General features: G+C 41.0%; 16 protein-coding genes, 2 tRNA genes and 1 riboswitch. Of the genes, 14 read left to right on the top strand and 4 right to left on the bottom strand.

Translation table 11 applies throughout. The features are described 5' to 3' along the window. Positions 1 to 234 precede the first annotated feature (234 nt). From LI162_RS09565 to dapF, 13 genes are all read left to right on the top strand, one after another. Positions 235 to 846 carry a 4'-phosphopantetheinyl transferase family protein gene (locus LI162_RS09565; RefSeq protein WP_055167017.1) on the top strand — a complete coding sequence of 204 codons (612 nt, stop codon included), beginning with the start codon at positions 235 to 237 and terminating at the stop codon, positions 844 to 846. A gap of 1 nt (position 847) precedes the next feature. Then, positions 848 to 1,258 (top strand): peptide deformylase, encoded by a 411-nt coding sequence (locus LI162_RS09570; protein WP_055146432.1) that lies wholly within the window; start codon positions 848 to 850, stop codon positions 1,256 to 1,258. A 31-nt stretch (positions 1,259 to 1,289) separates the two neighbouring features. Next, positions 1,290 to 1,619, top strand: a complete 330-nt coding sequence (cutA, locus tag LI162_RS09575; RefSeq protein ID WP_054751841.1) for a divalent cation tolerance protein CutA — start codon at positions 1,290 to 1,292, stop codon at positions 1,617 to 1,619. 116 nt (positions 1,620 to 1,735) lie between these two features. Next, on the top strand, positions 1,736 to 1,990 hold the full coding sequence (locus LI162_RS09580) for a PRC-barrel domain-containing protein (protein ID WP_055146438.1): 255 nt from the start codon (positions 1,736 to 1,738) through the stop codon (positions 1,988 to 1,990). Positions 1,991 to 2,042: 52 nt separating this feature from the next. Next, a complete protein-coding gene (gene nrdR, locus LI162_RS09585) occupies positions 2,043 to 2,492 on the top strand; it encodes a transcriptional regulator NrdR (protein ID WP_015529917.1) in 450 nt (149 codons plus the stop codon). Between the two features lie 82 nt (positions 2,493 to 2,574). After that, positions 2,575 to 3,309 carry a tRNA pseudouridine(38-40) synthase TruA gene (gene truA, locus LI162_RS09590; protein ID WP_055146441.1) on the top strand — a complete coding sequence of 245 codons (735 nt, stop codon included), beginning with the start codon at positions 2,575 to 2,577 and terminating at the stop codon, positions 3,307 to 3,309. Between the two features lie 89 nt (positions 3,310 to 3,398). After that, positions 3,399 to 4,151 carry an exodeoxyribonuclease III gene (locus LI162_RS09595; RefSeq protein ID WP_054751846.1) on the top strand — a complete coding sequence of 251 codons (753 nt, stop codon included), beginning with the start codon at positions 3,399 to 3,401 and terminating at the stop codon, positions 4,149 to 4,151. A 21-nt stretch (positions 4,152 to 4,172) separates the two neighbouring features. Continuing rightward, a complete protein-coding gene (locus tag LI162_RS09600; RefSeq protein WP_055146444.1) occupies positions 4,173 to 5,294 on the top strand; it encodes a CobW family GTP-binding protein in 1,122 nt (373 codons plus the stop codon). A gap of 96 nt (positions 5,295 to 5,390) precedes the next feature. Continuing rightward, on the top strand, positions 5,391 to 6,338 hold the full coding sequence (locus tag LI162_RS09605) for a TIGR03943 family putative permease subunit (RefSeq protein WP_227156445.1): 948 nt from the start codon (positions 5,391 to 5,393) through the stop codon (positions 6,336 to 6,338). Positions 6,339 to 6,374: 36 nt separating this feature from the next. Continuing rightward, positions 6,375 to 7,334 carry a carbohydrate kinase family protein gene (locus tag LI162_RS09610; protein ID WP_015529921.1) on the top strand — a complete coding sequence of 320 codons (960 nt, stop codon included), beginning with the start codon at positions 6,375 to 6,377 and terminating at the stop codon, positions 7,332 to 7,334. A 114-nt stretch (positions 7,335 to 7,448) separates the two neighbouring features. Next, positions 7,449 to 8,783, top strand: coding sequence for a type I glutamate--ammonia ligase (glnA, locus tag LI162_RS09615; RefSeq protein ID WP_015529922.1), 1,335 nt, complete (start codon positions 7,449 to 7,451; stop codon positions 8,781 to 8,783). Positions 8,784 to 8,858: 75 nt separating this feature from the next. After that, the gene (locus LI162_RS09620; protein WP_226866225.1) at positions 8,859 to 9,407 is read left to right on the top strand and encodes an ANTAR domain-containing response regulator; all 549 of its coding nucleotides are present in this window, start codon (positions 8,859 to 8,861) and stop codon (positions 9,405 to 9,407) included. 90 nt (positions 9,408 to 9,497) lie between these two features. Beyond that, positions 9,498 to 10,328 (top strand): diaminopimelate epimerase, encoded by an 831-nt coding sequence (dapF, locus tag LI162_RS09625; RefSeq protein ID WP_020436623.1) that lies wholly within the window; start codon positions 9,498 to 9,500, stop codon positions 10,326 to 10,328. A gap of 144 nt (positions 10,329 to 10,472) precedes the next feature. On the opposite strand, the gene LI162_RS09630 is transcribed toward dapF, so the two are convergent. The 4 genes from LI162_RS09630 to LI162_RS09645 form a co-directional block, all read right to left on the bottom strand. Further along, positions 10,473 to 10,546 (bottom strand) — tRNA-Pro (locus LI162_RS09630). A 34-nt stretch (positions 10,547 to 10,580) separates the two neighbouring features. Further along, positions 10,581 to 10,652: transfer RNA gene (locus LI162_RS09635), tRNA-Gln, on the bottom strand. Between the two features lie 237 nt (positions 10,653 to 10,889). Further along, complete coding sequence (locus LI162_RS09640) at positions 10,890 to 11,195, bottom strand: AzlD domain-containing protein (protein ID WP_015529925.1); 306 nt, start codon at positions 11,193 to 11,195, stop codon at positions 10,890 to 10,892. Positions 11,196 to 11,236: 41 nt separating this feature from the next. Further along, positions 11,237 to 11,971 (bottom strand): AzlC family ABC transporter permease, encoded by a 735-nt coding sequence (locus LI162_RS09645; RefSeq protein WP_117499001.1) that lies wholly within the window; start codon positions 11,969 to 11,971, stop codon positions 11,237 to 11,239. Positions 11,972 to 12,176: 205 nt separating this feature from the next. Further along, positions 12,177 to 12,365: riboswitch (cobalamin riboswitch) on the top strand. Between the two features lie 163 nt (positions 12,366 to 12,528). Between LI162_RS09645 and LI162_RS09650 the strand changes: the two genes are divergently transcribed. Beyond that, positions 12,529 to 13,725, top strand: a complete 1,197-nt coding sequence (locus LI162_RS09650) for a sirohydrochlorin cobaltochelatase (protein ID WP_195937435.1) — start codon at positions 12,529 to 12,531, stop codon at positions 13,723 to 13,725. The last annotated feature ends 23 nt before the right edge of the window (positions 13,726 to 13,748 follow it).

Here is a 13,748-nt window from a genome sequence, read left to right on the forward strand (position 1 = left end):
GATAGGTTTGGATGATGATGTTGGTTTTGACTGTATGTAGTTTTGAAGGTACATGGAATATAGACAGGAATGAGAAGCAGTGCGAAAGCGCTGTTTTTTTCTTGCAAAAAAATCAAGTTTCTTGACAAAGAAAAGATTTTGCTATATGTATATATCAGGTGAGGATTGTGTGTCTCACGGCAAAAATGCTGGTGGCATTCTCGAAAAAAGTATATAGAAAAGATGGGACAATAAATGACCAAGGGAAGAATCATAATAGCTGATATAGAAAAAATATCAAGTAATGAAGAGTGGATTCTCTCACAGATAGCACAAAGATATGTTGAAAAGTATCAGAAGCATAAGAGAGAAACGGATAAAAAACAGGAGCTGATAGCGGGATATCTTTTAAAAGAGTATTTAGGTGTAGAAAATGATGCTCAGCTTGTAATGAATAAAAATGGGAAGCCGATGCTTGTGGATGCGAGAAAACATTTTAACCTGTCACATAGCGGTAAATATGTAGTTCTAGCGATTGCTGATCAGGAAGTAGGCATTGATATTGAACGTGTGCGTCCGTATCATGAAGCTACAGCGAAGAAGATATTTTCGAATGAAATACAAAATGCAATCTCTGAACTTTGTGGGGAGGAAAAAGACCGGATATTTACTCAATTATGGACAGAACTAGAAGCGAAGCTGAAAGTAAAAGGCATTGGATTTAGCAAAGAATGGGAAAATGAAAAAGCAAAGGAATATTTTATTGAGACAAGATGTATAGATGAATATTATGTAAGCTTAGCGACAAAAGAAAAAATTTCTATAGAAACAGAATGGTTTGCAGGGAATGGAAAGGAAGTAAAATAGTATGATTAAGCCTATTATGAGAGACATATTTTTCTTAAATCAGAAATCAGAATTGGCAACAGAAGCGGATAAGCAGGTGGCAATAGATCTGCTGGATACACTGAAAGCAAATGAAGCAGGCTGTGTAGGAATGGCTGCGAATATGATCGGAGTAAAAAAGAGAATCATTGCAGTGAATATGGGGTTGTTTAATATTGCTATGTTTAATCCGAAAATCGTGAAACGCACAGGCGCTTATGAGACGGAAGAAGGTTGTCTGTCATTGGATGGAGTGCGAAGCTGCAGACGTTATCAGGAAATAGAAGTTGAATATCAGGATATGAATTTCAAAAAGAAAAGAGAAAAATACAGTGGATGGACGGCTCAGATCATTCAGCATGAAATAGATCATTGCGATGGGATTTTGATATAAATTTTGTTTGTGCATTGAGGAGGTGTGTCGCATGGATTTCAAGTATTGCAAATTAGAAATCTTTATTCCAGAAACACATATTTCGCAGCTACAGAAAGCATTGCAGTCAGTAGATGCCGGTCATATAGGAAATTATGATTCCTGTATGTCCTGCTCCAAGGTCACCAGTTACTGGAGACCATTAGATGGAACTTCTCCTTACATTGGAAATGTAGGAGAGATTAGTTGTGAGCCGGAAGTGAAAGTTGAAGTGACTGTATTTACAGAAAAAGTGGATGAAACAATTCAGGCAATTAAAGAGATACATCCATATGAGGAACCGGTAATCAATGCATTGCCGATTTATCGGACAAGCTTTTAAGGGAAAAAGAAGTCTTACGATCAGACAGAAAGGAGACTTCTTTTATTATACAACAGATTCTGATTTCATGCATAGAATAGTTAAGAGAAAATATCGGCAATCATGGAATAATGCCTATGAGATTTTGCGAATTGAAGGAAAAGGAAGTTGTGAATATCTGCAATGGCAAGTGCCTTGGAGGTGTAGTAGATCTGCAGATAAATGTATGCTCCGGTGCGATAGAAGCATTGATTGTTCCGGGACCGGCAAAGTTCTGTGGATTCTTTGGAACGGATAGCGAATATGTGATACCATTTGCATGTATAAAGAAGATTGGACCGGATATTATTCTTGTGGAAATTAAAGAAGAAAAGTTTTTGCAAAAATATTAGACATTGTGTATAATGAAGGCAATAAGATACGTGGAAAGGCGGAGTGGATTATATGAAGTGTCCATATTGTGGCAATCCAGATACAAGAGTGATTGATTCCAGACCAGCAGAGGATAATAGTTCTATCAGAAGAAGACGTTCCTGTGATGAATGTGGTAAGCGTTTTACAACTTATGAAAAGGTAGAGACAATTCCACTGATTGTAATTAAGAAAGATAATAACCGTGAACAGTATGAAAGAGCGAAGATAGAGAATGGAGTTCTGAATGCATGCTACAAGCGTCCGGTTCCGGCTGAAGAGATTCAAAAGACAATTGATGCGATTGAACTGTCAATTTTTAATCGTGAAGAGAAAGAAATCCCAAGCAGTGAGATTGGTGAAATTGTTATGGAGAATCTGAAGACATTGGATCCGGTTGCATATGTCAGATTTGCATCTGTCTACAGAGAGTTCAAAGATGCGAATACATTTATGGATGAATTGAAGAAATTTCTAAGATAATAAAAATCGGTTATACTCTGTTCGTGAGTATAACCGATTTCAATCTTTCGGAGAATGTTAGTATGTTACACGGGAGGCGAGAATGAGAACTTATAAATTAACAATTGCTTATGACGGAACTGCATATCAGGGATGGCAGAGACAGGCAAACACAGAGAACACTTTGCAGGGAACTCTGGAGCGAACAATTTCGTCAGTGGCAGGATATCCAGTGGAGATTGATGGTTCAGGACGAACAGATGCAGGTGTTCATGCGAATGGACAGACTGCAACAGTAGTTCTTTCTGGTCGGGTGGAGGATGGATTTTTTACAGAAAAGATAAATTCAAGATTACCTGAAGATATTCGGATTTTAGATGCAGAGCTTGTGAGGAATGGATTTCATGCGAGAAAAAGTGCAGTTGGAAAAAGATACATTTATCAGCTGGATTTGGCGGAGAAACCAGATGTATTCACAAGACGATATACATATCATTTTCCGCAGAGATTGGATTTAGATGCGATGAGAAAGGCAGCACAATTGTTGATTGGCACGTATGAGTTTGCCGGATATACAGATAAAAAGGATGAAAAGTCCACAAAAAGAACAATTTATGCTATAATGATTTGCGGACAAGGAAGCAAAGTCAATATTCAATATGAAGGAACAGGATTTCTTTACCATATGGTAAGGATTTTGACAGGAACTTTGCTGGAAGTTGGAACCGGAGCACGAAGCATAGAGAGTGTGAAGGAACCTTTGAAATCAAAAGATAGAAGTCAGGCTGGATTTTTAGCACCTGCAAGAGGGTTATTCCTTGATGAGGTGTATTATTGATTCGGTTATGGAAAGTTGCTGATTATTCACGGAAGAGTTGGCGAATGGACGGTGAACAGCAACACTCTTGAAAGGGAGGATGCAGCGTATTGAAATTAATATCATGGAATGTAAATGGTATTCGTGCCTGTGTACAGAAAGGATTTCTTGATTTCTTTCATGAGGCAGATGCGGATATCTTCTGTATTCAAGAGACGAAGATGCAGGAAGGACAGCTAAATCTGGAATTAGAAGGCTATTATCAGTATTGGAATTATGCTGTGAAGAAGGGATATTCCGGAACAGCTGTGTTTACAAAGAAAGAACCATTGTCGGTGAGTTATGGAATCGGTATTGAGGAGCATGACCAGGAAGGACGTGTGATTACGTGTGAATTTGAAGAGTTTTATTTCGTCACAGTATACACACCGAATTCTCAGAATGGGCTGGCAAGGTTAGATTACAGAATGAAGTGGGAGGATGACTTCCGTACTTATCTGAAGAAGTTAGAAGAGACAAAACCGGTGATTGTGACTGGAGATATGAATGTAGCGCACAAAGAGATTGATCTTAAGAATCCGAAGACCAACCGTAAGAATGCAGGTTTTACGGATGAGGAAAGACAGAAGTTTACTGAACTTCTGGATGCCGGATTTATTGATACATTCCGGTACTTTTATCCGGAGCAGACAGGAATCTATTCCTGGTGGTCTTATCGTTTCAGTGCCAGGGCGAAGAATGCAGGCTGGCGTATAGACTACTTCTGTGTCTCGGAAAGTTTAAAGGACAGACTGGACGATGCGAAGATACTTACAGATATTATGGGATCAGATCATTGCCCGGTTGAATTGGATTTGAAATAATAGAAAGAGGAGAAGAGAACAATGACAAAGATTGACATTATTTCAGGATTTCTTGGAGCAGGAAAGACAACTTTAATTAAGAAGCTTCTTTCTGACGCATACAAGGGAGAGCAGGTTGTATTGATCGAGAATGAATTTGGAGAGATCGGTATTGATGGTGGATTTTTGAAGGAAGCAGGAATTGAGATTCGTGAGATGAATTCAGGATGTATCTGTTGTTCACTGGTTGGAGATTTTGGAAAATCTCTTCATGAGGTCGTAGATACTTATCATCCGGATCGTATTCTGATTGAGCCATCAGGAGTTGGAAAGCTTTCTGATGTAATCAAGGCTGTACAGGATGTTCAGGGTGAGATTGATGCAGAGCTCAATAGCTTTACAACAGTTGTAGATGTAACAAAGTGCAAGATTTACCGTAAGAACTTTGGCGAATTTTTCAGCAATCAGATTGAATATGCAGGTGCAGTTATTTTAAGCCGTACAGATAAAGCGAAACCGGAGAAGATTCAGGAAAGCGTTGCACTGTTAAGAGAACTGAATGAAAAAGCTCCAATCATTACAACACCAATCGAGCAGCTTCCGGGTGAGAAGATTCTTGAGACAATGGAATCAAGCAAATCTCTGGAAGAGGAATTGCTTGCAGAAGTAGCTGAAGAGGCACATGAGCATGAACACGAGCATCATCACCATGACCATGAAGAGTGTGAACACGAGCATCACCACCATGATCATGAAGAACATGAACATGAGCATCACCACCACGATCATGAAGAACATGAGCATGAGCACCATCATCATGATGGAGAGTGCAGCTGCGGCTGTGGACACCATCATCACCACGATCATGAGGGTCATCATCATGCAGATGAGGTATTCACAAGCTGGGGTAAAGAGACAATTCATACTTATACAAAGGATGAGGTCAGTGCAATTCTGAAGACTCTTGAAGAGGACGGCTCTTACGGAAATGTACTTCGTGCAAAAGGAATGGTTGCAGGTGCAGATGGTGAGTGGATTTACTTTGATATGGTTCCGGAGGAACATGAAGTAAGAACAGGAGCACCGGAATACACAGGAAGAATCTGTGTGATCGGAGCAGAGCTTAACGAAGACAAGCTTGCAGAATTATTTAAGCTGAAATAAAAAGGATAAGCAAAGCAGTACCCCATAGGGGGCTACGTAACATTATGTAATAACAGATGTCTTCTGCGAAAGGGAGACGGAATGGAGATAGATATGATGAAAGAGCCAGATGTTATGGTTTATCTGATGACAGGTTTTCTTGATAGTGGAAAGACACAGTTTCTGAATTTTACATTGTCACAGGACTACTTCCAGATCGACGGCAAGACACTTCTGATTCTTTGTGAAGAGGGAGAAGAAGAGTATGATCCGAGAGAATTGCTGAAGTATGGTGTCGTTATTGAGACTGTAGAAGATAAAGAAGATCTGACAGAAGAATGGCTGGAAGAGATGAATAAGAAGCACAAGCCGGAACGTGTGGTTATCGAGTATAACGGTATGTGGCAGGTGAGTGAATTTGAGAAGATGAAGCTTCCGGCAGGATGGGCTATTGAGCAGAAGATCACAACGGTAGATGCAAGTACTTTTCAGATGTATCTGACAAACTTAAAACCACTGTTTGTAGAGATGGTAAAGGGCGCAGAGCTTGTTCTGTTCAACCGTTGCGAGGATAAGAAACCGTTGGCAGGATACCGCAGAAGTGTTAAGGTTGTAAGCCCTCAGGCAGAAGTAATCTTTGAGGATGAGAACGGTGAGGTAGACAATATCTTTGAAGACGAAGTACCATATGATCTCAAAGCACCTGTGATTGAGATTCCAAGAGAAGATTATGGTATCTGGTATATTGATATGCAGGAGCATCCGGAGCGCTATAAAGGAAAAGTTGTAGAATTTGTTGCAAAGGTTATGAAACCAAAATCATTTCCGTCTAAGGTATTCTATCCGGGGCGTATGGCAATGACTTGCTGCGCAGATGATACATCTTTCCTTGGATATGTTTGCAGAAGCGCTTATGCGCCGAAGCTGAATGCGGGAGACTGGGTAAAAATTCGTGCAAAAGTGCGTTATGCGAATCTGTCCGTATACGGCGGAGAAGGACCGGTGCTTGAGGCAGAGAATATTGAGCCAGCAGAACCAATTGAAGAGTTGGTATATTTTAATTAAGACAAGCAATAAGACAAGAAATAGGAGGAGAACTTCATGGCAAAGAAATATGATGTAATCGCATTAGGAGAACTTCTGATTGATTTTACAATGAATGGACAAAGCGAACAGGGAAACAATATGTTTGAGGCTTGCCCGGGAGGTGCACCGTGTAATGTGCTGGCACTTCTGAACAAGATGGGAAAGAAGACAGCATTTATAGGAAAAGTTGGAAAAGATCAGTTTGGAGCGTTATTAAGAGATACGATTACGGAAGCCGGAATCGATGCCTCCAATCTGATGGTTGACGAAAATGTGAATACAACACTCGCATTTGTACATACATTCCCAGATGGAGACAGAGAATTCTCATTTTACCGTAATCCGGGAGCGGATATGATGCTTACTGCAGATGAAGTGAATCCAGAAGTAGTAAAAGATACAAAAGTCTTTCATTTTGGAACACTTTCTATGACACATGAAGGTGTGCGTGAAGCGACAAAGAAAGCGGTAGAAACAGCAAAAGCAAATGGTTGCCTTGTATCCTTTGATCCAAATCTGAGACCGCCTCTGTGGAGCTCTCTTGATCTTGCAAAAGAGCAGATGGAGTATGGATTTGGAAAATGTGATATCCTGAAGATCTCTGATAATGAAATTCAGTTTGTATCCGGTAAGGAAGACTATGATGAGGGAATCGCATATCTGCAGGAGACATACAATATTCCGCTGATTCTTCTGACTATGGGAAAAGATGGAAGTAGAGCTTATTACAAAGGCATGCGCGTAGAGAGACCGGGATTTTCAGTGAAAGCAATTGAGACAACCGGTGCAGGAGATACTTTCTGTGGAAGTTCTTTGAATTATCTGGTTGATCATGATTTTGAGAATCTGACAGAGGAACAGTTAGGAGAGATGCTGACATTTGCGAATGCGGCAGCAGCACTTGTAACAACAAAGAAGGGTGCGATCAAAGCAATGCCTGTAAAAGAAGAAGTTCTTGAACTGATTCAGAAATAATTGACAAGAAAACAGTCAGTCGATATAATGTAACACAGAAACAAGGGCGTTTCCAACTTAGGTGGAGAACGCCCTTTTATCGTATCAGTTTATGATAAAGGAGGTCGAAAAATAATGCATAACTATACAAGAGATGATATTTTTCACATAGTAGAGGAAGAAGATGTCGCTTTCATCAGATTGCAGTTTACAGATATTTTTGGAACGATGAAAAATATGGCGGTAACAGTAGGACAGCTTGAAAAAGCATTGGATAACCGCTGTATGTTTGATGTTTCTTCCTTGGAAGGGGTTGCAGATGAGGAAGAATCAGATATGTATTTATATCCGGATTTGAGTACATTTGAAATCTTTCCATGGAGACCACAGCAGGGAAAAGTTGCAAGACTGATCTGTGATGTGTATAAAAAAGATGGAACACCGTATGAAGGCGATCCGCGTTATGTACTCAGAAAGGCTGTTGCGGAGGCGAAAGAGATGGGATATACGATGAATGTTGGCCCGGAATGCGAGTTCTTTCTTTTCCATACAGATGATGACGGTAGACCGACAACAGTAACTCACGAGCAGGGAGGATATTTTGATGTAGGGCCATTGGATCTTGGAGAAAATGCGAGAAGAGATATGATCTTAACATTAGAAGATATGGGGTTTGAGATTATTTCCTCACATCATGAGATTGCGCCGGCGCAACATGAAATCGACTTTCACTACGATGAGGCGATGATTACAGCAGATAATCTGATGACATTTAAGATGGTTGTCAAGACAATCGCAAAACGACACGGTCTGCACGCGACATTTATGCCAAAGCCGAAGAGTGAGACTTATGGGTCAGGAATGCACATTAATTTATCTTTATATAAAAACGATGGAACAAATGCACTTTATAACGCAGAGGATGAGAACGGACTCAGTCAGGAAGGATATTATTTTATTGGTGGCTTGATGAAACATATGAAGGCAATCACCTGTATTACAAATCCAACGATCAATTCTTATAAACGTTTTGTGCCGGGGTATGAAGCACCTGTATATATGGGATGGTCAGCTAAGACAAGAGGACCTTTGATCCGTGTGTCTATGGAGAAAGAAGACAATTCAAGACTGGAACTTCGCAGTCCGGATGCTACGGCGAATCCATATCTGGCACTTGCAGTACTTCTGAAAGCGGGACTGGATGGAATTAAGAATCAGATCATGCCTCCGAAGAATATTGATGAGAATATTCAGAAGATGACGCAGGAAAGAAGAGATGAACTTCAAGTGGAAGAACTGCCGAGAACGCTTGGGGCTGCTACAGCAGAGCTTGAGAAAGATGAACTGCTGATCAGCGTATTAGGGAAAGAGCTTGCCGAGAAGATCATAAAAGCAAATAAGAAAGAATATAAAGAATATTGTATGCAGGTGACAGACTGGGAGATCGATCATTATCTTTACAGGCTGTAGTTCAGGTATCCTGGCATTTGGCATTTAGAGAGAACGGATTGATAGAAGAGTAGTTAGCGGAAGAGGTGAGCAGATATGAGCAACATTATTGTCGTTTTCCCAAAGAGGGAAAATGCAGTAAATATCCGTAATAGTTTGGTTCGTGCGGGTATTGAAGTATCTGCGGTATGTTTGACAGGAGCTAAGGTTTTGCAGTATGCTGATAACTGGAACAATGGAATTGTCGTGTGTGGTTATCGGTTTCAAGATATGCAGTATACAGATTTACGAGAATCTCTTCCGGATACGTTTGACATGCTTTTGGTGGCTTCAGCAGATAAGTGGATGGATGGACTGCCGGATGGGGTTGTAGGACTTCCACTCCCAATCAAAGTTTATGATTTGGTAAATACCGTTGAAATGATTCAGCAGACACAGAGCAGGAAGAGAAGAAAGCGCAGAGAAACGATACGAAAGAGAGACGATTCTCAGAGAAAGATAATCGATCAGGCGAAAGCGCTTCTGATAGAACGAAATAACATGTCAGAAGAGGAAGCACATCGATATTTACAGAAGAGCAGTATGGAAAGTGGGACCAATATGCTCGAAACAGCACAGATGGTGCTGACAATTATGAATGAATAAGAGGATGCTGTTAACAGTAACGAATAAGAAGTGCTGTAAACAATAACAAATGAGAGGACTGTCAGTGATGACAGTGGAACGGAGAAGAGAATGAAATTTACAAAAATGCAGGGAATTGGAAATGATTATGTGTATGTAAACTGTTTTGAAGAGAAGGTAGAAGATCCATCAGCGTTGGCAATCCAGGTGAGTGACAGACATTTTGGAATAGGATCCGATGGATTGATCCTGATCTGTCCGTCGGAAGTGGCAGACTGTGAGATGGCCATGTATAATGCGGATGGCTCTAGAGGAGAAATGTGTGGAAATGGAGTTCGCTGTGTTGGAAAATATATGTATGATTACGGCCTGACTGACAAAACAGAGATTACAGTTGAGACTTTAGCAGGAATCAAAACACTTCAGCTTTTCGTAGAAAATGGAAAAGTTGCGAAGGTTCGAGTTGATATGGGAAGCCCAATCTTGACACCGGCAGAAATTCCGGTTGTGGCTGAGGGAGATAAAGCTGTAGATGAACCGATTCTTGTGGATGGAAAAGAATATCATATGACTTGCGTATCTATGGGAAATCCGCACGCAGTTGTTTATGTAGATGATGTTGATAATCTTCCAATTGAAGAAATCGGACCAAAATTCGAAAGCCATGAGAGATTTCCAAGACGTGTGAACACAGAGTTTGTAAAAGTACTGGATAGACATACTGTACAGATGCGTGTTTGGGAGAGAGGATCTGCGGAGACACTTGCCTGCGGAACAGGAGCATGTGCTGTAGCTGTTTCCTGTATCCTGAATGGATTGACAGAAGATGAAGTAACTGTAAAGCTTCTTGGCGGAGATTTGGAGATTCAGTGGGATCAGGAGAAGAACACAGTTTATATGACAGGACCGGCAACCGTTGTATTTGATGGGGAGCTGAAATAAAGATTTGATGAATAGATAATGATGGTGCGTTGACTGATTTTCATTTTTGTGAATTTGAGGTCAACGCATTTTGTTTATAATATTAATTTAATAACAAAGAGACTATAACAAAAAAGAGATTACAAATTGTAATCTCTTAAAACATCGGAGTGACAAGATTCGAACTTGCGACCTCTACGTCCCGAACGTAGCGCTCTACCAAACTGAGCCACACTCCGATAAAATAGGGAACTTGCCGAAGCAAATTCCCAGCTACGGAAAAGGGACTTGAACCCCTACTAACAGAGTCAGAGTCTGCTGTGCTGCCAATTACACCATTCCGCATTACTTGAGTTTTGTTTGTTGCTTGTTTCAAACAACATGGTTATTATATCAAAGCTACAGAAAAATGCAACCCCTTTTTTGATATTTTTGCGTTAGACTTTTTAAAGAAATTGTCTTAAATGTCAGAAAATTAAGATAATTCATTTCGCCAAACGAAAAAGGGTATCGACGGTAGCGAAAAAAGCATCAATGGCAGAAAAAAGGGCATCGACAGTTACTAAAATCTATAAGATCACTCTACAAGAAAAGCTCTGCAATAAATACAACTGCGCAGCAAAGAACTGCGACCGGCAGCAGTCCGGCACCACACCATGCGGCTACAACTCCAACAACGAGAGCGAGAACTCCGGAGATTGGAGACTGTGTGGCATGAAGGATCGCCGGGAATGTCATCACTGCTAGTGTGACATAAGGTACATAGTATAGAAAGGACTGAAGAAACTGGTTCTTCAAAGGTTTTCGAATCAAGGTCATCGGCAGTACGCGGATTAAATAAGAGATACCGCCCATGATAAGAATATAAATATAAATATTGTGTGTCATAATTTTTATTCCTTCTGAGTAACTGAACAGTTACGTTTTTATTATTGCTTAGTTGAAGCTGAAGTTTCATCTTCTGTCGGTATAGGGAAGAAGAATGCTGCTCCGGCTGAAAGTACAACGGTCAGTATAATTGTTCTGGTACCATCCGACAGAGTGGAGATCCAAGGCAGGCAAGTTGCTGCGAAGCTTGAGATAAATGCAAGAGCAACCAGTCCTGCAACGACTTTATTCTGCTTCGAAGGAGGAATGATGATAGCGATAAACATTCCAAAGAGGGCAACACTAAATGCACTGACCATACGCGGTGACATGATATTTCCGGCAATGACACCGAGCATAGTTCCAAAAGCCCAGCCCGGAAGCGGAGTTACCATCGCGCCATAGGTATAATAAGGGTTTAAAGTACCTGGTCTGCTGATCGCAATTCCAAAAAGTTCATCTGTGATATCATAACTCATCAGCAAACGGTGTCCTAACGAAAGGTCGGGACTCAAACGCTGACTCATGGCACAGCTCATCAGAAGATAACGTGCATTTGTGATCAATGTGACAATTGCGACCTCAATATAAGGAGAGTTTGCAGCAATTACAGTCAGTCCGGCATACTCTCCGGCGGATGCATTATTTAACAGACTCATAAGGAATCCCTGAAATGCATTCAGGCCGATATTTCTTGCGGCAATACCGATTGAAAAGGAGACCGCAAGATATCCAAGACCGATCGGAATTCCATCGCGAAAACCACGACGAAATGCCTGGCTATTAGATTCTTTCATAATAATAAACCACCTTAGTTACAAATTTTGTCTCTGAGGGATATTGTATCATTTTTGCTGAGGAAATCAAAGTCGGAAATGAGGTCAAATCTTCCAATTTATGACATTTCTTGACGCATTTGTGTAAGTGTGATAGAATGACCCCATTGTAACATATAATTTAATACAGATGCGTGAGGTGTCAGTCAGATGGATGATGGCGTCCTGATTATGAATGATTAGAGGAACGACGTGGGAAATCTGGACTGGTGAAAAGGGAAACAGGTGAGAATCCTGTACGAACTCGTCACCGTATTTCGTGAGCTTGTGTTTTGAGACCACTGGGAGACCGGGAAGGTGAAGCAGAAGCATTTGAACGATCAGCCGGGAGACCTGCCTTTCGCAGTACAGGAATGAAGAATTCATGCCACGAGGAATTGGCCGTACGAAAGGAAATGATTTAGACTGCAGTAATTATTTACAGATAGATTGTAAATGATCACCGGTTTTTCTTTGCGTACCCTCGTTTGACTCGAGGGTGTTTTCATTTCTGAGAATAAGAAATCAGGAGGATGACAATGAAAAAGAAAGTATTAATGGTTTTACTGGCAGCAACACTTAGTGTGTCCATGATTGCAGGATGTGGATCAAAGGGCGACAACAACACTGACACAACAAAGACAGAGTCTAAACAGGACAGTGATCAGGAAGCAGCAGATAAAGTTGCGAAGCTGATCGATGACATTTATGTTCAGGAAAGAACAGACAAGACAGATGAGCAGTGTACAGCAGCGAAAGAAGCATGGGATGCACTGACAGATGCACAGAAAGAACTTGTTGAGGGAGAGAATGCGGATCCGGATTATTTCGGAAGAGATACAGGAGATGCATCCAAGGATGATCCGCTCAATGCTGATGAGATCGGTGAAAATGAAATCCTTGTAGTAAGTTTTGGAACATCCTTCAATGACAGCCGTGCAACAGATATTGGTGGTATTGAGAAAGCAATCCAGGCAGCAAATCCGGACTGGTCTGTAAGAAGAGCATTTACAGCACAGATCATTATCAATCATGTACAGGCTCGTGATGGTGAGAAGATCGACAATGTGGATCAGGCATTGCAGAGAGCGGTTGACAATGGCGTAAAGAACCTCGTTGTACAGCCAACACATCTGATGCATGGTGCAGAGTATGATGAACTTACAGCAGCAGTAGAGGAATATAAAGATAAGTTTGAATCTGTTAAGATTGCAGAGCCACTTCTTGGAGAAGTAGGAGCTGATGCAACTGTTATCAATGCAGACAAGGCAGCAGTAGCAGAAGCAATCACAGCAGAGGCAGTGAAAGATGCAGGATTTGACAGTCTGGATGCGGTAAAAGAAGACGGAACAGCATTTGTATTCATGGGACATGGTACATCTCATACTGCAAAGGTTAGCTATTCTCAGATGCAGACACAGATGGAACAGCTTGGATATGATAATGTATTTATCGGAACTGTAGAAGGTGAACCGGAAGATACATCCTGCGAAGCAGTGATCGAGAAACTGAAAGAAGCAGGATATAAGAAAGTAATCCTTCGTCCGCTGATGGTTGTTGCAGGAGACCATGCGAACAACGATATGGCCGGAGATGACGACGATTCCTGGAAGAGCCAGTTTGAGGCATCAGGAGCATTTGACAGCATTGATACTCAGATTGCAGGTTTAGGAGAGATCCAGGCAATCCAGCAGCTGTATGTAGCACATACACAGGCTGCAATTGATGCAGAGTAATTTGTAAGAAGATATTGAGAAGG

The organism is Mediterraneibacter sp. 210702-DFI.3.120, assembly GCF_020561005.1.
Taxonomy (GTDB): Bacteria; Bacillota; Clostridia; order Lachnospirales; family Lachnospiraceae; genus Mediterraneibacter; species Mediterraneibacter faecis.